This is a genomic window from Rhodanobacter sp. MP7CTX1 (assembly GCF_014205795.1).
Taxonomy (GTDB): Bacteria; Pseudomonadota; Gammaproteobacteria; order Xanthomonadales; family Rhodanobacteraceae; genus Rhodanobacter.
In genome coordinates this window covers 21,761-42,515 of sequence record NZ_JACHCN010000016.1, presented here as the reverse complement: position 1 = coordinate 42,515, position 20,755 = coordinate 21,761, and the positions used below count along the sequence as shown (strand labels likewise).

Annotated in this window: 20 protein-coding genes; 14 read left to right on the top strand and 6 right to left on the bottom strand. The window is 61.9% G+C overall.

The genetic code is table 11. From position 1 onward, the window contains the following. Nucleotides 1-97 precede the first annotated feature (97 nt). Nucleotides 98-1,006, top strand: a complete 909-nt coding sequence (locus HDE77_RS16805; protein WP_184419073.1) for a cation diffusion facilitator family transporter — start codon at nucleotides 98-100, stop codon at nucleotides 1,004-1,006. A gap of 59 nt (nucleotides 1,007-1,065) precedes the next feature. Here the strand turns inward: HDE77_RS16805 and HDE77_RS16800 are convergent, their stop codons facing one another. Further along, complete coding sequence (locus tag HDE77_RS16800; RefSeq protein ID WP_255482776.1) at nucleotides 1,066-1,401, bottom strand: hypothetical protein; 336 nt, start codon at nucleotides 1,399-1,401, stop codon at nucleotides 1,066-1,068. Nucleotides 1,402-1,580: 179 nt separating this feature from the next. On the opposite strand from HDE77_RS16800, the gene HDE77_RS16795 reads away from it, so the two are divergent. Both HDE77_RS16795 and HDE77_RS16790 read left to right on the top strand, forming a co-directional pair. Next, nucleotides 1,581-2,687, top strand: coding sequence for a serine hydrolase domain-containing protein (locus tag HDE77_RS16795; RefSeq protein ID WP_184419072.1), 1,107 nt, complete (start codon nucleotides 1,581-1,583; stop codon nucleotides 2,685-2,687). A gap of 298 nt (nucleotides 2,688-2,985) precedes the next feature. Further along, nucleotides 2,986-3,357: a carboxypeptidase-like regulatory domain-containing protein gene (locus HDE77_RS16790; RefSeq protein WP_184419071.1), complete on the top strand. Its 372-nt coding sequence runs from the start codon at nucleotides 2,986-2,988 to the stop codon at nucleotides 3,355-3,357. A 206-nt stretch (nucleotides 3,358-3,563) separates the two neighbouring features. On the opposite strand, the gene HDE77_RS16785 is transcribed toward HDE77_RS16790, so the two are convergent. Together HDE77_RS16785 and HDE77_RS16780 are read right to left on the bottom strand one after the other, a co-directional pair. Further along, nucleotides 3,564-3,956 carry a VOC family protein gene (locus tag HDE77_RS16785; protein ID WP_184419070.1) on the bottom strand — a complete coding sequence of 131 codons (393 nt, stop codon included), beginning with the start codon at nucleotides 3,954-3,956 and terminating at the stop codon, nucleotides 3,564-3,566. Beyond that, nucleotides 3,953-4,351: an MmcQ/YjbR family DNA-binding protein gene (locus tag HDE77_RS16780; protein WP_184419069.1), complete on the bottom strand. Its 399-nt coding sequence runs from the start codon at nucleotides 4,349-4,351 to the stop codon at nucleotides 3,953-3,955. The genes HDE77_RS16785 and HDE77_RS16780 overlap by 4 nt, the downstream gene beginning before the upstream one ends. A 197-nt stretch (nucleotides 4,352-4,548) precedes the next feature. On the opposite strand from HDE77_RS16780, the gene HDE77_RS16775 reads away from it, so the two are divergent. The 6 genes from HDE77_RS16775 to HDE77_RS16750 all read left to right on the top strand — a co-directional run bounded on the left by HDE77_RS16775 (nucleotide 4,549) and on the right by HDE77_RS16750 (nucleotide 10,747). After that, nucleotides 4,549-5,160, top strand: coding sequence for a GNAT family N-acetyltransferase (locus HDE77_RS16775; RefSeq protein ID WP_184419068.1), 612 nt, complete (start codon nucleotides 4,549-4,551; stop codon nucleotides 5,158-5,160). A 174-nt stretch (nucleotides 5,161-5,334) separates the two neighbouring features. Beyond that, on the top strand, nucleotides 5,335-8,811 hold the full coding sequence (mfd, locus tag HDE77_RS16770) for a transcription-repair coupling factor (RefSeq protein ID WP_184419067.1): 3,477 nt from the start codon (nucleotides 5,335-5,337) through the stop codon (nucleotides 8,809-8,811). Nucleotides 8,812-9,014: 203 nt separating this feature from the next. Continuing rightward, on the top strand, nucleotides 9,015-9,332 hold the full coding sequence (locus tag HDE77_RS16765; protein ID WP_184419066.1) for a hypothetical protein: 318 nt from the start codon (nucleotides 9,015-9,017) through the stop codon (nucleotides 9,330-9,332). A 66-nt stretch (nucleotides 9,333-9,398) separates the two neighbouring features. Continuing rightward, a complete protein-coding gene (locus HDE77_RS16760) occupies nucleotides 9,399-9,773 on the top strand; it encodes a VOC family protein (protein ID WP_184419065.1) in 375 nt (124 codons plus the stop codon). Beyond that, nucleotides 9,736-10,368, top strand: coding sequence for a hypothetical protein (locus HDE77_RS16755; RefSeq protein ID WP_184419064.1), 633 nt, complete (start codon nucleotides 9,736-9,738; stop codon nucleotides 10,366-10,368). The genes HDE77_RS16760 and HDE77_RS16755 overlap by 38 nt, the downstream gene beginning before the upstream one ends. Before the next feature lie 34 nt (nucleotides 10,369-10,402). Continuing rightward, a complete protein-coding gene (locus HDE77_RS16750) occupies nucleotides 10,403-10,747 on the top strand; it encodes a cupin domain-containing protein (protein ID WP_184419063.1) in 345 nt (114 codons plus the stop codon). Nucleotides 10,748-10,810: 63 nt separating this feature from the next. Here HDE77_RS16750 and ppk1 read toward each other — a convergent pair whose 3' ends face one another. After that, nucleotides 10,811-12,976 (bottom strand): polyphosphate kinase 1, encoded by a 2,166-nt coding sequence (gene ppk1 / locus HDE77_RS16745; RefSeq protein ID WP_184419062.1) that lies wholly within the window; start codon nucleotides 12,974-12,976, stop codon nucleotides 10,811-10,813. Nucleotides 12,977-13,168: 192 nt separating this feature from the next. Beyond that, a complete protein-coding gene (locus HDE77_RS16740; protein ID WP_184419061.1) occupies nucleotides 13,169-13,969 on the bottom strand; it encodes a helix-turn-helix transcriptional regulator in 801 nt (266 codons plus the stop codon). Nucleotides 13,970-14,162: 193 nt separating this feature from the next. Between HDE77_RS16740 and HDE77_RS16735 the strand changes: the two genes are divergently transcribed. From HDE77_RS16735 to HDE77_RS16715, 5 genes are all read left to right on the top strand, one after another. Continuing rightward, nucleotides 14,163-15,359, top strand: coding sequence for an MFS transporter (locus tag HDE77_RS16735; RefSeq protein ID WP_255482783.1), 1,197 nt, complete (start codon nucleotides 14,163-14,165; stop codon nucleotides 15,357-15,359). Nucleotides 15,360-15,469: 110 nt separating this feature from the next. Beyond that, entirely contained in the window at nucleotides 15,470-16,225 is a 756-nt protein-coding gene (locus tag HDE77_RS16730; RefSeq protein WP_184419059.1) for a Bax inhibitor-1/YccA family protein, read from the top strand. Between the two features lie 95 nt (nucleotides 16,226-16,320). Then, entirely contained in the window at nucleotides 16,321-16,644 is a 324-nt protein-coding gene (locus HDE77_RS16725) for a YbjQ family protein (RefSeq protein WP_184419058.1), read from the top strand. Nucleotides 16,645-16,654: 10 nt separating this feature from the next. Next, nucleotides 16,655-16,951, top strand: coding sequence for a hypothetical protein (locus tag HDE77_RS16720; protein WP_184419057.1), 297 nt, complete (start codon nucleotides 16,655-16,657; stop codon nucleotides 16,949-16,951). Nucleotides 16,952-16,991: 40 nt separating this feature from the next. Next, on the top strand, nucleotides 16,992-17,447 hold the full coding sequence (locus HDE77_RS16715) for a GNAT family N-acetyltransferase (protein ID WP_184419056.1): 456 nt from the start codon (nucleotides 16,992-16,994) through the stop codon (nucleotides 17,445-17,447). A 483-nt stretch (nucleotides 17,448-17,930) separates the two neighbouring features. Here the strand turns inward: HDE77_RS16715 and HDE77_RS16710 are convergent, their stop codons facing one another. Continuing rightward, complete coding sequence (locus tag HDE77_RS16710) at nucleotides 17,931-20,633, bottom strand: pitrilysin family protein (protein ID WP_184419055.1); 2,703 nt, start codon at nucleotides 20,631-20,633, stop codon at nucleotides 17,931-17,933. Nucleotides 20,634-20,755: the final 122 nt, after the last annotated feature.

The following is a 20,755-nucleotide window of genomic DNA, read 5'->3' as shown; positions in this document are numbered from 1 at the left end:
GCAGCGCGCATGGCATGGACGCCATGACTGAGCAACGGCGTGACTCGAAAGTTCTTTCGGTGCCTTACACTACAGGCCATTGCCGAGGGGATGAAACATGTCCGGTAACGCCAATTCGTTGAGGGCGATCCTGCTCGCGCTGGGCGCGAACTTCGCGATTTTCGCCACCAAGCTTTTTGCGGCGATCATCACCGGCTCCGGCGCGATGCTGGCCGAAGCCGTGCACTCGCTCGCGGACTGCGGCAACCAGGGACTGTTGCTGCTCGGTATGCGCCAGGCGAAACGACCCGCATCGGATGAATATCCGCTGGGCTGGGGCCGCGCCTTGTATTTCTGGTCGTTCCTGGTGGCGATGCTGCTTTTCAGTGTCGGCGGCATGTTCTCGGTCTATGAAGGCATTCACAAACTCACCGCGCCGGAACCGCTGAAATGGCCATGGCTGGCGCTCGGCGTACTGGCATTCGGCATCGTCGCCGAGAGCATCTCGATGCGCGGCTGCATGCTCGAGGTGAACAAGGTGCGCGGCGAGCAAAACCTGTGGCAATGGTTCCGCGAAACCCGTTCCAGCGAACTGTTGGTGATCTTCGGTGAAGACCTGGCCGCTCTGCTCGGCCTGTGCGTAGCCGCACTGGCGATCGGCGGCACCATGCTCACCGGCAATCCGATCTTCGATGCGCTGGGCACCATGGTGATTGGCGCGCTGCTGCTCATCGTGGCCGTGTTGCTGGCGATCGAAGTGAAGGCACTGCTGATCGGCCAGGGCGTGGATCCGCGCCGTCGCGCCGAACTGCTCAGCTTCCTCAACGATCGTCCCGAAGTCGCCGAAGTACTGAATTTGATTACCTTGCAGATGGGTCCCGACGTCATGGTCGCGGTGAAGGCACGCATGATGCCGGCGACCAGCGATCGCAACCTGATCGACGCGATCAACATCGTCGAGCGCGCCATGAAGGATCAGTTCGACGACGTGCGCTGGAGTTTTTTCGAGCCGGATATCGCGGACTGATTGCCACGATGGGTCGAAGGCACCTCACGCAGTCGAGGGGCGATACCCCACGAACGGCATCAGGGCGACGCGATGACGGCGATGACAATGGCCAACCAGATCGAGACGACGCCCACGGCAAACGCCCGCCTGGCAGCAACTACTCTCTCGGCGCCCTCTTCGGCAACCGGCGTGGTGACGATCCAGGCGACCGAGCCGAGCGCTGCAAAACTGGCGAATGCGAGAAACACGACGAAGCGATCTGTCCAATGCCAGGGCACCGGTTCGTGCACACCCCAGTAACCGAGAAACGCCATGCCCATGGCACACATGGTGGCGGAGGCAGAGCAAAGCCCCACGATCGAACCCGCTGGTGCGCGCATATCAATGCCCCGATGCTGGTTGCCCATGGACATCAGCGTAGCGCACTCCCCCATGCCCGTGCGCGCCTTCGCATGAATCTCGACGCCAGCACAACTAGCCATTGCAACCGGTGCATGACCATCAGTATCTAAAGCTGCGGACACCGGCCAATGCGCGCCTTCATAGACAGGCGACGATGAAGATCGTCATCGTCCTGGCGCGCTGAAGCTGCGTGGATACGACTTTGCAGACCAGGCCCGGGTATCCCATGAAACTTCTCATTCTGATTGTCGCGTTGCTCCTCTCCCTGGGCGTACTTGCCCAATCAACGGCGTTGGATGGGTTTATCGGCACGTATGCAAAGGAGCACCATTTCAACGGCTCGATTCTGATCGAGCAGCACGGTGATATCCGCTACGCCAAAAGCTTTGGGCTGGCCAACATTCCCTTTGAAGTTCCCAACACCCAACACACCCGATACAAGATCGCGTCCATCACCAAGCTGTTCACATCGGTGTTGATCCTGCAGCTTCATGAGCAGGGCAAGCTTGATCTTGGCAAGCCGATTCGGACCTACCTACCCGACTACGCAGGCGAAGCCGGGAACAAGGTTTCCATCCAGCAGTTGCTCAATCACACGTCTGGCCTGCCGAGTTTCGACGGGATCTCCGATCAAGCCACCGCCATTCGTGATGGCATCCCCGTCTACCAGATGCCCCACACCAGCGATCAGCTGCTGACGAAGTATTCCAGCGGTCCTCTCATCAGCGTTCCCGGCAAAGTGTTCAACTACAACAATGCCGATTACGTCGTGCTGGGAAAAATCATCGAGCATCTCTACGGCGAACCGTATGAGCAGGTCCTCAAGGAGAAAATCCTTCGGCCCCTGAAGATGAATGACAGCGGCCTGCTGCATCAGGGCGACATCATCAACAGCCTGGCTGACACGTATTTTTATCGCGACGATCGCAAGGTTTTGTCCAATGATCTGCCAGCGTATCCCGAGAACTGGTACGCCGCCGGGGCGATGTACTCAACCACCAACGACCTCATGAAATTCTCCAACGCCCTTTTCGGCCTGAAGCTGATCAAGCAGGCAACGCTCGACCTCTTGATCAAGCCCGGGCTGGACGACTATGGCTATGGACTATGGTCGTACGACACGACCTTGAAGGGAAAGAAACACCCGGTGGTAAAAAGGCCCGGCGCGATCATGGGCGCCCAAAGCCAGTTTTTCCACGTCCTCGATCAAGACATCACGATCATTATTCTTGGCAATACTGGAGCGACGGACTCGGATGCGTTCGTGGCCGAAATTGCCAAGCGAGCGGTCGACTGATTCGATGCGGCCGAAGTGCGCTGCGAAACAAACGCCTGTTTTTTGCATTGAGATCTCAGTGTCGGAAGGCGCCGATGCAACCCGATCCTGTCTTCACGCTCCAGCTCAACACGTCATTCGACCTGCCCCACAAGATCGTTTTCGCGGCAACCGTAAATGTCCAGTTAAAGGTCGGTTCACGCATCGATTGGCCCGCAAACAGGCCAGTGAATCGTGCTTACCGACGCAGTAGAGCGGTAAAATCCGATCGTGAGCCCACAAGCAGGGATGCACTCCTCGCACCGCTGGAGGTATCCCCATGATCCGCCTCGTTCTGATTGCCCTGCTCGCAACCCTGGCGCTCGACGCGTACGCGTCGTCCGACACCTGCCTCATCACCGGCACCGCTTACGACTACTCCGGGAAACCGTTGCCCAACGCGGTCGTTCGCCTGATCGACCAGCAAACGCACCAGACCGCCTACCGCGCGACGGATACAAATGCCGCGTTCGAGTTCGCTGATCAGTTGCCGGACAGCAGCGGACAACGCTATCGGCTCGACGTACTGAGTACGCCCACCATCGTCGTCGGCAGCCTTATCCCTACGCGCTCTGTACTTGGAATCGCCCCCGCTTTCGCTTGCGAAGCGGGCCAGAGCGTACATGCCGACGTAAGGGTCGCCGTGCTCTGATACGACAGCTCCAGCCAGAAGCTGGCAATGCGTCATAGTTCGAGGTGCCTCCCGCCACCACGGCTCGAGGCACCTTGTTTATCTGCGTTGGCGCAGGAGCATGCATGCGCTTGCGGCCCAACCTTCTCCGTTGAACCTTGATGCGCGACGAAGATGCGATACGGACAACGCGCAGTCAGCAGATCAACCACGTTGACCGCTTAGCATCACTTCTTCATCTCCAGCAAATCCCACGCATTCCCATACAAATCTTCAAACACCGCGACCGTGCCGTAGGACTCTTCGCGCGGATCTTCCCGAAAGCGCACGCCGGCGGCGCGCATGCGATGCCAATCGCGCTGAAAATCATCAGTGTGCAGAAACAGGAACACGCGGCCACCCGTCTGGTTGCCGATGCGCGAGGCCTGCTCGTTGCCTTGCGCCAAGGCCAGCAGCAAACGGGTTTCATGCGAACCCGGCGGAGCCAGCAGCACCCAACGCTTGCCACCGCCGAGATCGGTGTCCTCGATCACCTCGAAGCGAAGCGCACGCGTATACCAGGCGATCGCTTCGTCGTAGTCGGATACGACGAGCGCCAGCGCGCCAAGGTGTTGTTTCACTTTTCACCTGCCTTGAGGGTCGGCAGCGGACCGAGTTCCGCCTGCAATTTCTTCGTCAACTTCAAGCGCACCAGCACATAGGCGTCCAGCACAAACGACTCCAGCTCGGCTGTGGTGAAGCGCTGCGGCTCGATGACCGAGATCCAGTGCGCCCGCGCCATATAGGCCGCCGGAATGATGCCCGGTTGATCGGTGAGTTCCAGAAAGCGCTCGTCCGCCACCTTGAACGAAAATCGGCCGCCTTCGCTGCCGTCCGATGGCGTCACCGCAAACATTTTGCCGCCGACACTGAGCACCAGATCCGCTCCCCATTTGATGTCGCGCGTCACGCCCGGCCAGTGGCCGCAAAATGTCTCGAGCTGGATCGCAGTCATACCCATTGCAGACTTGGTCATGCTCAATCCTCCTGCTGATGGGTTGCATTGTGGCCGGCCTGGCGACGATCGCAAACGGTCTCATGGCCGTTTCACCGCCACCAGCACAGGCTTCACGCCTGGATCGCAGGCGGTGCGGCATTAAGCCGCCCCATCCAACGGACAGCATGCGCCCCTTTATTCATGTTGCAGCGCACACAGTACGGTAAAGTATGGTCATGCTACCGATACCTGCCATCGACTTTTCCGCCCCGTCGCAACATGCCGTGCTGCCACCGCGCAGCCGCGACCGCTTTGCGCCACGCCTGGTGCAAGAAGTGCCAAAAGGCGAAATCGTGTCCACGCACGACCAGCGCCAATTGCGCTTGCGCAGCATCGACTTGACCGACGTGGACGCGTTGCGGCGCTGCTTCGTCCGGCTGTCGCCGGAGGACATCCGCCGCCGCTTTCTGCACGCGATGTCCGAGCTGCCCTTACCGATGGCGCAGCGCCTCTGCCAGATCGATCCGGCGCTGGAAACCGCCCTGGTGCTGGTCGACGAATCGGTCGCCCCTGCCGAGATCCGCGGCGTCGGCCGCATCTATGTCGACGAGGCCGCCGACAGCGCCGAATTCTCTGTGCTGGTGGAGCACGACTGGTCCCGCGTCGGGCTGGGCGCCATGCTGATGAAGCGACTGGTCGACGACTGCCGCCGCCGTGGCCTGGCGGAAGTCTGGGGCTATGTGCTGCTGGAAAACCGGCCGATGCTGGAGCTGTGCAAGGAGCTGGGCTTCGTCCGGCGCCTGCAACGTAACGAGCCGGGTACCGCACAGATCACGCTGAAGCTGTAACCCTCCATGTAGGAGCGCACCCTGTGCGCGATGGCCTGCCGGGGTACATCAACAGCAAGACATCGCGCACAGGGTGCGCTACTACACGATGCGAGGCGACCCGGGGCGGTCGCGTTACACTTGCCCGCTTTCCCCGTCGCGGCTCCATGGCTGCGCCTTGAACACGCGTCCCCTATGCCCAGCCTGATCCCGCACCCGCCCCTGCCCACCACGCCCAGGCAACGCCGTTACTGGACGCCACCGCACGGCTCCGCGCGCGCGCTGGTGATCGCAGAGGCCGCGCGCTCGCATCAGGGCTTGCTGGTGGCGGTGACCCGCGACACGCAACGTGCGCAAGCGCTCGAGGCCGAGCTGAAGGTGTTCGCCGACGCCCTGCCGGTGCTGCATTTCCCCGACTGGGAAACGCTGCCCTACGACGTGTTCAGCCCGCACCCGGAGATTGTCTCGCAACGCATCGCCACGCTGTACCAGTTGCCCAGCGTAAAACGCGGCGTGCTGGTGGTGCCGGTGGCCACCTTGATGCAGCGGATCGCACCGCGCTCGCACATCACCGGTTCCGGCCTGGTGCTGACGAAGGGCCAGAAGCTCGACCTCGCCGCTGAACAGCGCCGGCTGGAAGCATCGGGTTATCGCAACGTGCCGCAGGTGGCCGAGCCCGGCGACTTCGCGGTGCGTGGCGCGCTGATCGACATTTTTCCGATGGGCACGGCCGAGCCGTACCGCATCGAGCTGTTCGACGATGAAGTGGAATCGATCCGCAGCTTCGATCCGGAAACCCAGCGCTCGCAGCAACAGGTCGACCGGATCGAACTGCTGCCCGCGCGCGAATTCCCGCTCACCGAGGAGGCCGCCAAAAACTTCCGTAGCCATCTGCGTGAGCGCTTCCCGATCGACGTGCGTCGCTGCCCGCTCTATCAGGACATGAAGGAAGGCGTGACGCCCGGCGGCATCGAGTATTACCTGCCGCTGTTCTTCCAGCAGACCGCCACGCTGTTCGACTACCTCGCCGACGATGCGCTGTTCGTGCTTGGCGAGGGTGTCAACGAATCGTCGGAACAATTCTGGACGCAGACCTCCGAGCGCTACGATCAGCGCGCGCACGACATCGAACGCCCGGTACTGCCACCGGCCGAGCTGTATCTGTCGCCTGAACTGTTACGCGAGCAGTTCAACAAGCGCCTGCGCGTGGAAGTGGTCGAACCTGGCCACGAACACGCCGTCAGCGTCGGCACCCAGCCGGCGCCGGAGCTGCCGCTCAACCGCAAGGGCGAAGAGCCCGGCACCTCGCTGCGACACTTCATCGAAAGCTATCCAGGCCGCGTATTGATCGCCGCCGATTCGGCTGGCCGACGTGAGGCCTTGATCGAGTCGCTGGCCGCTGCGGGCATGAAGCCGGAGAACGTGGAGAGCTGGCCGGCGTTTCTGCTGCCAGCAGGAGCGGGGGCAGAAGCGGGGCCGAAATTCGCCATCTTCATCGCCGGACTCGAACAAGGCTTTGCGCTCACCAAGCCAGCCATCACCGTGCTCACCGAGCGCGAGCTGTTCGGCGAGCGTGTTCGCAGCGAGCGCGACCGCAAACGTCGTCGCGGCGGAGCACGCGATCCGGAAAGCATCATCCGCGATCTCACCGAGCTCAGCCTCGGTGCGCCGATCGTGCATGTCGATCATGGCGTAGGCCGCTATCAGGGCCTGATTTCGATGGACGTGGGCGGCATGGATGGCGAGTTCCTCACCATCGAGTACGCCAAGGGTGACAAGTTGTACGTGCCTGTGGCGCAGCTGGGACTGGTCAGCCGTTACTCCGGCACCGCACCGGAATTGGCGCCGCTGCATTCGCTGGGTGGCGACGCGTGGGAGCGCGCGCGCAGGAAGGCCGCCGAGAAAGTACGCGACGTTGCGGCCGAACTGCTGGCGATCTATGCGCAACGCGAAGCACGTGGTGGTGAGTCGATGCCGATCGATCGCCAGCTGGTGGAGGAATTCGGCAGCACGTTCCCGTTCGAGGAAACTCCCGACCAGGAAAGCGCGATCGAAGCCGTGCTCAGCGATCTCGCCGCGCCACGCGCCATGGACCGCGTGATCTGCGGCGACGTCGGCTTCGGCAAGACCGAGGTCGCGCTGCGCGCCGCGTTCGCCACCGCCACCGCCGGCAAGCAGGTCGCCGTGCTGGTGCCGACCACCCTGCTCGCCCAGCAGCATTACCGCAACTTCGCCGACCGCTTCGCCGACTGGCCGGTGCGCGTGGACGTACTGTCGCGCTTCAAATCGACCAAGGAAGTGAACGACGCGCTTAAGCGTCTCGCGGACGGCCAGATCGACGTGATCGTGGGCACCCACAAACTGCTGCAGCCGGACATCAAGTTCAAGAATCTTGGTCTCGTGATCGTGGACGAGGAGCAGCGCTTTGGTGTGCGCCAGAAAGAACAGTTGAAAAAGCTGCGCGCCGAAGTCGACCTGCTGACGATGACCGCCACCCCGATCCCACGCACGCTGAACATGGCGATGGCCGGCCTGCGCGACCTCTCGCTGATCGCCACGCCCCCGGCGCATCGCTCGGCCGTGCGCACATTTATTTCGGCGTGGGATCCGGCGACGATCCGCGAGGCGCTGCAGCGCGAGCTGTCGCGCGGTGGCCAGGTGTACTTCCTGCACAACGAGGTCGAGAGCATCGAACGCACGGTGCGCGAGCTCGAGGAACTGGTGCCCGAGGCACGCATCCGTATCGCCCACGGTCAGATGCCCGAGCGTGAACTCGAAGGCGTGATGGCGGATTTCCACCGCCAGCGCTTCAACGTGCTGGTGTGCACCACCATCATCGAAACCGGCATCGATATTCCCACCGCCAACACCATCATCATCGATCGCGCCGACCGTTTCGGACTGGCTCAGCTGCATCAGCTGCGCGGCCGTGTCGGTCGCTCGCATCACCGTGCCTACGCATACCTGGTGGTGCCCGACCGCAAGTCGATCACGGCGGATGCGCAGAAGCGCCTGGAGGCACTCGCGTCGCTGGAAGAGCTCGGCGCGGGCTTCACGCTAGCTACCCACGACCTGGAAATCCGCGGCGCCGGCGAACTGCTCGGCGACGAACAATCCGGCCAGATCCAGGAAATCGGCTTCGGCCTCTACACCGAACTGCTCGACCGCGCGGTGCGTGCGCTGAAGTCCGGCCGAGTGCCGGACTTCGACCTCAGCAGCGAACACGAGACCGAAGTCGAACTGCACATGCCGGTGCTGATCCCGGACGACTACCTGCCCGACGTCCACGCCCGCCTGACGCTGTACAAGCGGATCGCCAGTGCACGCAGCGAGGACGATCTGCGCGACCTTCAAGTCGAGATGATCGACCGCTTCGGCCTGCTGCCCGCGCCGACCAAACAGCTGTTTGCCGTCGCCAGCCTGAAACTGATGGCCACTCCGCTGGGCATCCGCAAGCTCGATTTCGGCGCCAACGGCGGCCGTATCGTGTTCCGCGAGAAGCCTGAGGTCGATCCGATGACCATCATCAAGCTGATCCAGCGCCTACCCCGCGTCTACAAGCTGGACGGCCAGGACAAGCTGAAGATCATCCTGGACCTGCCCGGCGCCACCGAACGCCTGCGCAGCGCACAGGAAGTGCTGGTACTGCTGGGCGCGCGGCGGCCGGGTTGAACGATGCCCGGCGCTCCTGGCCCAACATCCTGATGGGCCCCTCCTGTGTGTCATGCGCGGGCAAGAACAGTGCCTGACCAGGCCTGGACCAGGCACGCCCTCTCCGTAGTAAAGTGATCCCGCTGCTTCGTCCTGGCGTACGCGGGGGTGCGCGCCACTCGACTCGGGCGTTGGACAAACCACGCAGGGGGATGATGATGACCATGTTCGGCATTCTCGCCTACTCGGCATTCGCGAACCTGGCTGGCGGCGCATTGCAGCTGTACGCAACCAGCAGGTTGGTCCCCACTGCCATCTGCGCGCTGGTCATTGGCATCATGTATGCCGTGGCTGCCCACCAGGTCTGGGTCAAGAAATATGCAGCGCCGTGGCTTGTCGCGCTGCCCGCCATCCTGACCATCGTCCTGCTGGTATTTACCCAAACCTTCTCACCCGTCGCCCTACTCCTGAACGTGATTCTTCTCATCACCATTCCATGGCGTGCAAAGGTTCAAAGAACACTGGCCGCTGTGCCCAACTGACGATCCGGGCGGCGCGCGCACCACGCGCCGTTTGACTCAGGCGTTGAACATCACGGAGGGAGACTTGTGGAAATCAAGCTTTCCGAGATTGGACAGATAGCTGTCACCGTCAGCAGCGTCGAAAAGGCGTTGCCGTTTTATCGGGATGCGCTAGGTTTGACCTTCCTGTTCAGCCCTGCACCGAATCTGGCTTTCCTGTCCGCTGGCGCGGTGCGGGTCATGCTCAGCACGCCGCAGGGTGCGGGGACCATCGGCGCAAACTCCGTTCTGTACTTCAAGGTTGCCGATATCGCTGCAGCCTATGCCGCGATTGTGAATCGCGGAGCATCCGGCGAGCAGGCTCCTCACTTCGTCGCGAAGCTGCCAGACCACGAATTGTGGCTGGCTTTCCTGCGCGATCCCGATGGCAACCTGGTCGGGCTCATGGAAGAAAAGCGGTGATCTGAGAGATAGCTCACAAGGCATCAAGACAGACAGCCCGGCCGCCGCTTCAATCCGACCGGGAAAACTGATCATCCAGGCGTTGGGGGATATGACGATGGTAGTTGATCAAACGACTGTATCCATCCTTGGAATCACGATGGCAAAACCGGCGTACGACCTGCTCATCGGAGTCCTCGGCGGTTTTGTGGTGCTGCTTTTACAGCAGAGCTGGCCCTGGCTGCAGAGCATCTTCGACGGGGATCTGCGACGCCAGGCGAAGCAGATCGAAGGTTCCTGGGAGGCAACAGAAAACTTTCAGGGTTCCGGCGACGTCGGTACTTTCAGGATCGAAATCAGCTGTATTGGCGGTCGGGTCAGTGGAAAATACATCTGCCTCACCGGTCCTGACGCAGGTGAGCCGTTTTCGATCCAGGGGACGTTCAAAGACCAGATATTGACGTTCCTCTGGTCCAAGGAAGGCAATCGCGCGACCGAATCAGGCACGGTGACGGCAAAATTGACGACCGCCAATCAGCTGGAGGGACACGGGCTCTACTTCGAGCCAGGCGACGGAAAAGTCCATCCGTCAATATTCTTCGCCAAACCCATTTGAGCCGACCGCTGAAGCTGGAGAGGCCAGACGTGCCATGAAAGCATCGTTGTCCGAGCTGCTAGCCCGTATTCCCGGCGCACCATCGCCGCAGTCGCCGGCAGCGGAGCGTTTCGCGCAGGGGTTCTCGCACGGTTCGATGTCGGTAGGACTTTACGCGCCCGCTGGCAGTGATCTACAGCAGCCCCACCGACGCGATGAGCTCTACATCATTCAGGCCGGCGCTGGCGAGCTGGTTATTGCCGAGGTCCGGCACGCCTTCGTGGCGGGCGATGTGTTCTTTGTGGGCTCCGGCGTCGAACACCGCTTCGAGAATTTCTCTGCGGACTTTTCCACCTGGGTGATCTTCTGGGGACCCGCCGGCGGCGAGTCGCAAACATGATGCGGCAGCGCCGTCGGCCAGCCTGAAGAAGCTCAGACGACCATACGCTGCCCAACCGCACCATCAGTGGTTGTTCTTGGTGCCACTCCCGCAGATTTTATCCAGCAATTGGGTCTGCACGTTGCGGGTGTTTTCCCCACTGGCCAATGACGGATGCACATACTGACCGTCGGAGTGCATCAGCAAAGCGCTGGTGTTGTCGTTGAGATAAAGCTGCAGCACGTCGCGTACCTTCTGCTGCAACTTCTTGCCTTCGATCGGGAACGCGCTTTCCACGCGGCGATCCAGGTTGCGCTCCATCAGATCGGCGCTGGACAGGTACAGCGCCGGTTCGCCGTCATTGGCAAACCAGTAAGCGCGGCTATGTTCCAGGAAGCGCCCGATGATCGAGCGCACGCGGATATTCTGCGAGACACCTTCCACGCCCGGGCGCAGGCAACATACGCCGCGCACGATCAGGTCGATCGACACTCCGGCAATGCTGGCCTTGTACAAGGCACGGATCATCTTCGGCTCGGTCAGTGCATTGACCTTGATGATGATCTGCGCCGGCTTGCCGGCCTCGGCATGCGCGGTCTCGCGCGCAATGAGTTCCAGCAAAGTCTTCTTCAGCGTGAACGGCGCATGCAGCAGTTTCTTCATGCGCAACACCTTGCCCATGCCGGTGAGCTGGCTGAACAATTTGTGCACGTCCTCGCACAAGGCCTCATCGGAAGTGAGCAAGCTGTAATCGGTATATAGCCGTGCGTTGCCGGTGTGGTAGTTGCCGGTGCCCATATGCGAATAGCGCACCAGCTCACTGCCTTCGCGGCGCTGGATCAACATCAGCTTCGCGTGCGTCTTGATGCCTACCACGCCGTAAATCACCATCGCGCCGGCTTGCTGCAGGCGCGATGCGAGTGTCAGGTTCGACTCCTCATCGAAGCGCGCACGCAACTCCACTACCGCCGTCACTTCCTTGCCGGCGCGCGCCGCATCGACCAGCGCGTCGACGATTTCCGAATTGGCATTGGTCCGGTACAGCGTCTGCTTGATCGCCAGCACCTGCGGATCCTTCGCTGCCTGGCGCAGCAGATCGATCACCGGCGAGAACGATTCGTAAGGATGCAGCAGCAACACATCCTGCTTGCCGATGACCTGGAACAGATCTTCGGCATGCTTGAGCGCTTTTGGCAACGCCGGGGTGAATGGCACGTACTGCAGCTGCGGGTAACCTGCCTCACTGGCAATCCGGAACAGTCGCGCCAGGTTCACCGGACCGTTGACTTCGTACAGCTCCGACTCGCTGAGGCCGAACTGCTTGAGCAGGTAGTCGATCAGATCCTTCGGGCAGTTGTCGGCCACCTCCAGTCGCACCGCGTCGCCAAAGCGACGCGAATACAACTCGCCGCGCAGCGCCAGCGCAAGGTCTTCGACGTCCTCCGGATCGAGCGAAAGATCGGCATTGCGGGTCAGCCTGAACTGGTAACAGCCAAGCACCTGCATGCCGGGGAACAACTCGTCCGCGTGCGCATGGATCATCGACGACAGCAGCACATAGTTGTCGCCACCCTCGCAAATCGCTTCGGGCATGCGGATCAGGCGCGGCAGCACGCGCGGCGCCGGGACGATCGCCAAACCGGAATCGCGGCCGAACGCATCGACGCCTTCCAGGCGAACGATGAAATTGAGGCTCTTGTTGACCAGCAGCGGAAACGGATGCGTTGGGTCGAGGCCGATCGGTGTGACCAGCGGCGCCACCTCTTCGCGGAAATAGCGACGCACCCACAGCTTCTGCTTGTGCGACCACTGTGTGCGACGCACGATGCGAATGCCCTGCTCGGCCAGCTCCGGCAGGATGCGTTCGTTGAGTATCGTGTACTGCCGCTCGATCTGCCGGTGCGCGATCTCGCTGATCTCGGCCAGTGCGCGCCGGGGTGGGATACCGTCCTGGCCGATCAGCTCATGATCCAGCGCGACCTGGCCCTTCAGCCCAGCCACCCGGATCTCGAAGAACTCGTCCATGTTGCGCGAGAAGATCAGCAGGAACTTCAACCGCTCCAGCAGCGGCGTGCGCTCGTCCAACGCCTGATCCAGCACACGGATATTGAATTGGAGCTGCGACAGTTCGCGGTTGATGTACAGCCGGCTGTCATTGAGATCGCGTGCCGGTACGGGCGGCACGGCATCGTTGGCGGCCGGCGTGGAGGCGTCGGTCGACGAAGTCTCACGGATGATGCGGGTGTTCATCGGTACATTCCATGATCCGGTCAGGCAGGTCGCGAGTGCGGCCCGTCGTTGTATCTGCGGCTTTGTATCTGGAGGAGCATGGTAACCCGCGATGCAGTGCAGGCGCGGTGAGAGGCATGACAAGGTGGCTTACCCAGCTTGCCGCAGCACTTTGACAACCCCGTGACTGCGGTGTTCGCCAGCATGCCCTGATCAGCCATCCGCCGTGCTGCGGGCGATGCGTTCGTGCGATGCCAGATAGCGACTGGGCGCGGCGCCGAGCACACGACGGAACGCGGCTGTGAACGCGCTGGCGCTGCTGTAACCCAGCTCGATCGCCACCTGGGTAATTGAATCGCCACTGCCCAGCCGGGTCAAGGCGGCCAGCAGGCACGCTTGCTGGCGCCATGCACCAAAACTCATGCCGGTCTGCTGGCGGAACAGCCGCGTAAAGCTGCGCCGGCTGATGCCGGCCTTTAGCGCCATCGCATCGATATCGATTTCGAGCGCGGGGGCGGCGATCAGCGCACGGCACAGACGGGCCAGACGCGGATCACGTGGCAACGGCGTGTTGAGCGTCAGCGCCGGCATCGCGGCGATCTCGTCCAGCAGTAGTGCCATCACCCGACCATCGCGACCATCCAGCGCGTACTCGGCAGGCAAGTCCACGGCTTCCAGCAGCAAGGCATGCAACAGCAGCGAAACCCCGATCACCCGACAATGTGCCGGTAGGTTTGAAGAAGCCTCGTACCTCACATACGCGCTGCGAGTGGATACGGCACCGCTCATGCGCACCTCGTGCGCGACGCCGGCCGGAATCCACAGCGCGCGACGGGGCGGCACTACCCAGCTGCCCTCGTCCGTGATCACCGTGACCACGCCGGTGGCGGCGTACAGGAGTTGCCCGCGCTTGTGGGCGTGTCGCGGCAACACATAGTGCGGCGGATAGTCGTTACCCGTGGTGACGACATCGCGCGGCGTATCTTCGTAGTGGATGACGCGTGTGTTGCGCATGATGACGGGATCTTGGCCCGAATTCGATAGAACTTGACCCACCGATGTGTGCGGGCCGACGCCAGCCACTCTAAAGTGGCGCTCCCGGCAACGCAACGGCTATGCCGAAGAACCACCCCTGATCGAGCACAGCATGGAAACCCGCGTCGAAACCTCCCCGCTGTCACCTACCGCGATGCCGATGTCGACCGACATGCCGGGCAGCGCGCTGGCGAGCGAAGGCACCCAATTTGCCGTACTCGGCGGCATCAGCTTCGCGCACATGCTCAACGACATGATCCAGTCGCTGATCCTGGCGATCTATCCGATCCTGAAGAACAGCTTCCACCTGAGCTTTGCCCAGATCGGCCTGATCACGCTGACTTATCAGCTCACTGCCTCGCTGTTGCAACCGCTGGTCGGCATGGTCACCGATCGCCGGCCGATGCCGTACTCGCTGCCGGTTGGCATGGGTTTCACCCTGTGCGGCCTGTTGCTGCTGGCGGTCGCGCCGAATTTCCCGGTGCTGTTGCTGGCCGCTGCGCTGGTCGGTACCGGCTCGTCGATCTTCCATCCTGAATCCTCGCGGGTGGCACGACTGGCTTCGGGTGGCCGGCATGGGCTGGCGCAATCGTTGTTCCAGGTCGGTGGCAATACCGGTTCGTCGCTGGGCCCATTGCTGGCCGCGTGGATCATCGTGCCGTACGGACGCGGTAGCGTGGCCTGGTTTTCGCTGGCGGCGCTGCTGGCGATCGTGGTGCTGCTGCAGGTCGGTCGCTGGTATGGCGAGCATCACGTGGCGCGCAGCAAATCGCAGGCGCGTCACCTTCCTGTGGTGACGCTGTCGCGCAACAAAGTCATGGGTGCGCTGGCCATTCTCGGCTTGCTGATCTTCTCGAAGTATTTTTATCTCGCCAGTCTCAGCAGCTATTTCACTTTTTATCTGATCCATAAATTCGGCGTGTCGGTGCAGAGCGCACAGTTCCATCTGTTTATCTTCCTGTTCGCGGTGGCGGCCGGTTCGCTGATTGGTGGTCCAATCGGCGATCGTATCGGACGCAAATGGGTGATCTGGGTGTCGATCCTCGGCGTCGCGCCGTTCACCCTGCTGTTGCCACATGCGAACCTGATGTGGACGAGCGTGCTGACGGTGATCATCGGGCTGATCCTTGCATCGGCGTTCTCGGCAATCCTGGTCTACGCGCAGGATCTGATTCCGGGCCGGGTCGGCATGATCTCGGGACTGTTTTTCGGCTTCGCGTTCGGCATGGGCGGCGTCGGCGCGGCAGTACTCGGACAATTGGCCGACACCCACGGCATCGAGTACGTCTACCAGCTATGCGCCTACCTGCCGCTGATGGGCCTGATCACGGTGTTTCTGCCGAACCTGGAACAACCCCGGCACAGCTGACCCCGCTCGCAGTGCGCATACCCGCCGGCTGACGTCATGTCGGCAACGCGTTAGCATGGCCGCTGGCAACGCATGCGATGCGTTCGTGGCAACCTCCAAGGGGTCGGACAATGCGCTCAGGCAATCCAGTACTGCAGGACAAGGCTTTCCAGGGACTGACCGTCACTGGCGAGCGGATGACGATGAACGGCACCATTACCAGGACCGCCCTGCTGCTGGCGCTGACGATCCTGAGCGGTGGCTGGACCTGGCATACCTTCGCGACCGCCGCCGGTGGCGGCAACACGGCAGCGGCGCTGGCGGCCGTGACGCCGTATATGTGGGGTGGCCTGATTGCCGGCTTCGTGCTGGCGCTGGTGACGACGTTCGCCCAACGCTGGGCCGGCCTTACCGCTCCTCTCTATGCACTGGCCGAAGGCCTCGCTCTCGGTGGCATCTCTGCGGTACTGGAGTTGCGCTATCCGGGTATCGTGTTGCAGGCGGTGATGCTGACGGTAGGTGTGCTGGCGGCCATGTTGCTGCTCTACCGCTCCGGCCTGATCAAGGTGACCGATAAATTCCGCATGGGTGTGGTCGCTGCCACGGGTGCGATTGCGCTGCTGTATCTGGTGGATATGGGCCTGCGTGCGTTTACCAGTATCCAGATTCCCTTCATTCACGAATCGGGCGCGCTGGGTATCGGCTTCAGCCTGCTGGTGGTCGGGCTGGCAGCGCTCAACCTGGTACTCGATTTCGACATGATCGAACGCGCTACCGAACAGGGCGCACCGAAGTACATGGAGTGGTACTGCGCGTTTGCGCTGATGGTCACCCTGGTATGGCTGTACATGGAACTTCTGCGCTTGCTGTCCAAGACACGCCGCTGACGGACAAGCGATAGCTGTCAGCGCGTCGGCCGGCCCAACTCGAACTGGCTTGTCGCCGCATGACTCACCGATTACTCAGCAAGGAGAGGATCCAGATGATCGTTGTCACGACTGAAAATGTTCACGGACGCCAGGTCAGGGACGTCAAAGGCCAGGTATTCGGCGTGGTGGTGCGCAGCCGTGGCATCGGCGGCAACCTGATGGCCGGCCTGCGCTCGATCGTCGGCGGAGAAATCCACGAATACACGCAGATGCTCGAAGAGGCACGCCGCCATGCGCTCGACCGGCTGGTGCAGAATGCCACCGCGATGGGTGCCAATGCCGTCGTGATGATGCGCTTCGATTCGGCGGAGATCGGTCAGACCATGAGCGAGATCGTCGCCTATGGCACCGCCGTCGTGCTCGATCCGCCAGCCTGAGTCCGCAGCGATGCTGTCGATCACACTCTATGTCATCGGCGCCGCGCTGCTTCTCGGCGCGGCGCTGGCGGCAATCACCGGCCTGTTCGTGCTGCTGTTGCCGCAACTGCTGATCGGCGGCCTGTTGTTGATCGTAGGGCTGGCGATCGAACGCTGGCGCTACAAACCGGTCGGCAAGGCCCGACCCGATCCGCGCTGGTCTGACACCGGCGAGCGTTTTGTCGATCCGGAAAGTGGGGCCATGGTTGCCGTCTATTTCGATGCCGCGGACGGCAGCCGGCACTACGTCGACGCAGGGCGGACGTAGTACCGAGAAACGTGACAAACAGCAGCAGATGCAGGCCGCCATGGATATTCGCGTCGATGATTTGAGTGGTCCGGCGATTGCCCAGTTGCTGCACGAACACCTGCAAGCTATGGCGCTGCATTCTCCCCCGGAAAGCATTCACGCGCTCGACCTCGACGCGCTGCGCAAGCCGGAAATCACTTTCTGGAGCGCATGGCAGGGCGCTGAATTGATGGGTTGCGCGGCGCTCAAGGAGCTCGATACCCGGCACGCCGAGATCAAGTCCATGCGCACGGCGTCCTTGCACTTGCGCAAGGGCGTTGCGGCAGCGCTCATGCGCCACATCCTCGATGAGGCCAAGCGTCGTTCCTATCGGCGGCTAAGCCTGGAAACCGGTTCGATGGCGGCGTTTGTGCCCGCCCATCGCCTTTATGCCAGTTTTGGATTTAAGCCATGCGGGCCATTTGCGGACTACGTTGAAGATCCGTACAGCGTCTTTTTGACGAGGGAAGTGTGAGGGATTGTTCAAACCTCCCCACAGCCCTTTTTTTATCGCAGCTCGCGCGAGAAGTTCGGCTCCAACCCAGCCTCTGAGCGTCGTCTCTTGTGGGAGATTCTATGTTTGCACGCAAGATCACCGCCAAGGGCGCGTTACTACAAAGACGACAAACTCAACTAGCGCCAATGACCCCAGGCCGACGCGTAGGTTGGGGTGACCGCAGCGATGCCCAACACGCACTCCAACCTCCGGAAAAACGTTGGGAATCGCTACGCTCACCCCAACCTACGCTCTCCATGCGTAACAGCGGGCTCTTGTGGGAGCGACTTCAGTCGCGATTTGTCTGAGCAGCCTCAGATAGTGCGATCGCGACTGAAATCGCTCCCACAGAAGAACTCGCTCTCATGTTTTTAGGGACGATGATCGCTTGGCAAGCAGACAGACTCCGAGAGCCTGACGATCTCCGGCCCGCGAAATGCGCGGGCCGGGACGATGCGCTACTCAGTGTTTGGCCGGCGGCGGCCCCTGCACTACCTGCACCATATGCTCCGGCTTCAGGTACTTCTTGAACGCGTCCTGCACCTGCGCTGCCGTGAGCTTGAGGTAATAGCTTGCCGCCACCATTGGCTCGTCCAGTGGCTGGCCCTTGTAGCCCCAGCTCAGCAGCGAGCGTGCGATATGGTTGACGCTGGATACGCCCAGCGGAATCGAGCGGATCTCGAACTGACGCGCGTTGATCAGCTCGTCATCTTTCACTGGCGTGTTCTGCATGTCCGCCAGATTCTGGCGGATCAGCCCATCCACCGGAGCCACCTTGCCCGGGTCGCTGCCGTACTCCACGTAGAACAACGAGCGCGAACGATCGAACTGCATGCCCGAGGCTGCGCCATAGGCGTAGCCGTGGCGCACGCGCACATCGGTCATCAGGCGCGAAGCGAAGCCGTTGCCGCCGAGCACATCATTACCGAGCTTCAGTGCAAACCGATCCGGGTTGTACAAGTCGACGTCGAGTACCTGCCCCATCAGCACCTGGTCCTGCGACGCGTAGGCATTGTTCACCAGCGTGTAGCCAGCGGGATTGAGTGGAACCGGCTTCGGCACGACATCAGGTTTGGGACCAGTGGCCTTCCAGCCGCCGAAGTATTTTTCCACCGTGGCCTTGGCCTGTTCCGGCGTCACATCACCGACCACCACGAGGGTGGTCAGATCCGGGCGGTAGGTCTTTGCGAAGTGATCCTTCACCTGCGGCAGGGTCAGGGCGGCAACCGTCTCAGGCGTGGCTCGGCGCAAACCCGAGTCGCCGGCAGGCAACAAACCCTGCTTCAGCGCGCGCATCATCTTGTAGTCGGGCGACTGCATCTCGCCGGCGAGCGTGCGCGCCAGCGAGCTGCGCTGCACGTCGAAGCCGGCTTGCGGCAATGCGGGATTCAGCTGGTTGTCGGCGAGCAACTGCATGCCCTTGTCGAACTGGCCACTCGGTACGGCCAGATTGAAATCGGTGCCACCCGATTCAGTCGCCGAGATATCGTCCAGCGCCTTGTGGAACGCACTGCGATCGAGGCTGCGGGTACCGTAGTCAAACAACGACGACAGCAAGCGCCCGACACCCTCCTGCCCCGTCGGCTCCTGCAAGCCGGCGTCCTGATCGACATGGCCAACCACGGTAACCGTCTTGCTGATGGATTCCGGCTGCACGATCAAGCGGATGCCGTTGTCCAGCTTCATGTCGACCGGCGCCAGCGTCCAGTGCGGCATCGCCAGCGTGCGCAGGGTCTGCTCTGCCCACTCCGGCAGTGGCGCATCGACCTTGTCCTTGCTGCCGAACGACTCGGTGCCGCCGAAGCCGTTGCTGTCGGGCGGCCGCTTGCCGTTCTGGTCGGGCGTAAGCACCACGGTCACGCGGCCATCCGTTTTCAGATACGCACGGGCGACCCGGTTCACGTCATCCACGGTCACGTTGCGAATCTGCTGCTCGGCCTCGTCCGGTGAATCAAGCCCCTGCCAGGCCAGGGCTTGCGACCATGCGCTGGCCAGCGTGACTGCACTGTTCTTGTTGAACTCAGCCTGGGTGATTTCCGAACGCTTGGCGGCATCGACCAGATCGGACGGGACACCGTCCTTCAGCAGTTGCGCGATCACCTGATCGAGATCCGCCTGCGTCTGTTTCGCATCGCCTCCCTTCGGAAAGCTGGCCTCGACCACGCCGATGCCACCGTGCGAGAACGGTTGGATCTGCGCATCGGCACTGAGTACCTTGCCCTGCACCGCCAGTTCCGACAGGTCGCTGCGCGCGTTGCCCAACACGTCCATCAGCACCTGCGTTGCGGCGAAATCCTTCGTCTGCATGCCCGGCATGCGATACAGGAACTGCACCGAACCGGTGCCTTGCGGCGTACTGCTGGAGATGGTCTGCGGCTTGAACGCCTGCAGCTTGATCGGTACGCGTTCGGGCGTGGCGCGTTCGGGAATTGGCTCGAACAGCTCTTTCACCTTGGCCAGCGTGGCCTGCGGATCGACATCGCCGACGATCACGAAAATCGCGTTGTTCGGCACATACCAATCCTTATGAAACTGCCGCAGCAGATCGGGCGTGGTCTTGTCGAAGGAAGGACGCGTGCCCAGCGGATCCGCGGCGTAACCGGTTCCTGCGTACAGGGCATCTTCAACCTTCTGGAAAGCGAGGAAACCCGGATCGGAAATATCGCGCGAAACTTCCTGCTCGATCGCGCCTTTTTCCAGCGCCCAGTCCTTGTCGCTGACCAGCAGCCCCTGCATCCGCGTGGCTTCGATGTGCAGCAGGATGTCGAGATAGGCTGACGGCGCGACGAAGTAATACTGCGTGGCGTCGTTGGTGGTGAAGGCGTTGTTGTCACCACCCATCTTGCCGGTCATCACGTTCAACTGCGTGCCGGTCATGCCGGTGCTGTCGCGAAACATCATGTGTTCCAGCGCGTGCGCCGTGCCGGGAAAGCCCTTCGGCGTTTCATAGCCGCCGGCCAGATAGGTGATCTGGGTGGTCACCATCGGTGCCAGGGTGTCGCGCACGATGACCACGCGCAGCCCGTTCTTCAGTGTTGCGCGCAGCACGTTGCTGCTTTGACTGGACGCAGCTGGCGTTGCGGTGGCCGCATGGGCGACACCCCCCAGCATCCCCATGCCAAGCCATACGCTCCATGTCAGGGTGGTGAGTTTATGCAACTTCATGCATGTGCTTCCTGGTGACTACCGAACGGGATGGAGTCGCGTCGCGAGCCGCGCGCTCCATGGCTTATCTAGCTGATTCTGAGCGTGCCGTTGCGGGTATCCGTGTGCCATAAGGCATGCCT

Excerpts from the sequence above, each read along its gene's own strand:
- HDE77_RS16735 (WP_255482783.1), top strand. The coding sequence starts at position 14,163 with ATGCCGGGCAGCGCGCTGGCGAGCGAAGGCACCCAATTTGCCGTACTC.
- HDE77_RS16715 (WP_184419056.1), top strand. The coding sequence starts at position 16,992 with ATGGATATTCGCGTCGATGATTTGAGTGGTCCGGCGATTGCCCAGTTG.
- HDE77_RS16730 (WP_184419059.1), top strand. The coding sequence starts at position 15,470 with ATGCGCTCAGGCAATCCAGTACTGCAGGACAAGGCTTTCCAGGGACTG.
- HDE77_RS16780 (WP_184419069.1), bottom strand. The coding sequence starts at position 4,351 with ATGACCAAGTCTGCAATGGGTATGACTGCGATCCAGCTCGAGACATTT.
- mfd (WP_184419067.1), top strand. The coding sequence starts at position 5,335 with ATGCCCAGCCTGATCCCGCACCCGCCCCTGCCCACCACGCCCAGGCAA.
- HDE77_RS16750 (WP_184419063.1), top strand. The coding sequence starts at position 10,403 with ATGAAAGCATCGTTGTCCGAGCTGCTAGCCCGTATTCCCGGCGCACCA.
- HDE77_RS16755 (WP_184419064.1), top strand. The coding sequence starts at position 9,736 with ATGGCAACCTGGTCGGGCTCATGGAAGAAAAGCGGTGATCTGAGAGAT.
- HDE77_RS16775 (WP_184419068.1), top strand. The coding sequence starts at position 4,549 with ATGCTACCGATACCTGCCATCGACTTTTCCGCCCCGTCGCAACATGCC.
- HDE77_RS16805 (WP_184419073.1), top strand. The coding sequence starts at position 98 with ATGTCCGGTAACGCCAATTCGTTGAGGGCGATCCTGCTCGCGCTGGGC.
- HDE77_RS16765 (WP_184419066.1), top strand. The coding sequence starts at position 9,015 with ATGTTCGGCATTCTCGCCTACTCGGCATTCGCGAACCTGGCTGGCGGC.
- ppk1 (WP_184419062.1), bottom strand. The coding sequence starts at position 12,976 with ATGAACACCCGCATCATCCGTGAGACTTCGTCGACCGACGCCTCCACG.
- HDE77_RS16790 (WP_184419071.1), top strand. The coding sequence starts at position 2,986 with ATGATCCGCCTCGTTCTGATTGCCCTGCTCGCAACCCTGGCGCTCGAC.
- HDE77_RS16710 (WP_184419055.1), bottom strand. The coding sequence starts at position 20,633 with ATGAAGTTGCATAAACTCACCACCCTGACATGGAGCGTATGGCTTGGC.
- HDE77_RS16720 (WP_184419057.1), top strand. The coding sequence starts at position 16,655 with ATGCTGTCGATCACACTCTATGTCATCGGCGCCGCGCTGCTTCTCGGC.
- HDE77_RS16725 (WP_184419058.1), top strand. The coding sequence starts at position 16,321 with ATGATCGTTGTCACGACTGAAAATGTTCACGGACGCCAGGTCAGGGAC.
- HDE77_RS16800 (WP_255482776.1), bottom strand. The coding sequence starts at position 1,401 with ATGTCCATGGGCAACCAGCATCGGGGCATTGATATGCGCGCACCAGCG.
- HDE77_RS16740 (WP_184419061.1), bottom strand. The coding sequence starts at position 13,969 with ATGCGCAACACACGCGTCATCCACTACGAAGATACGCCGCGCGATGTC.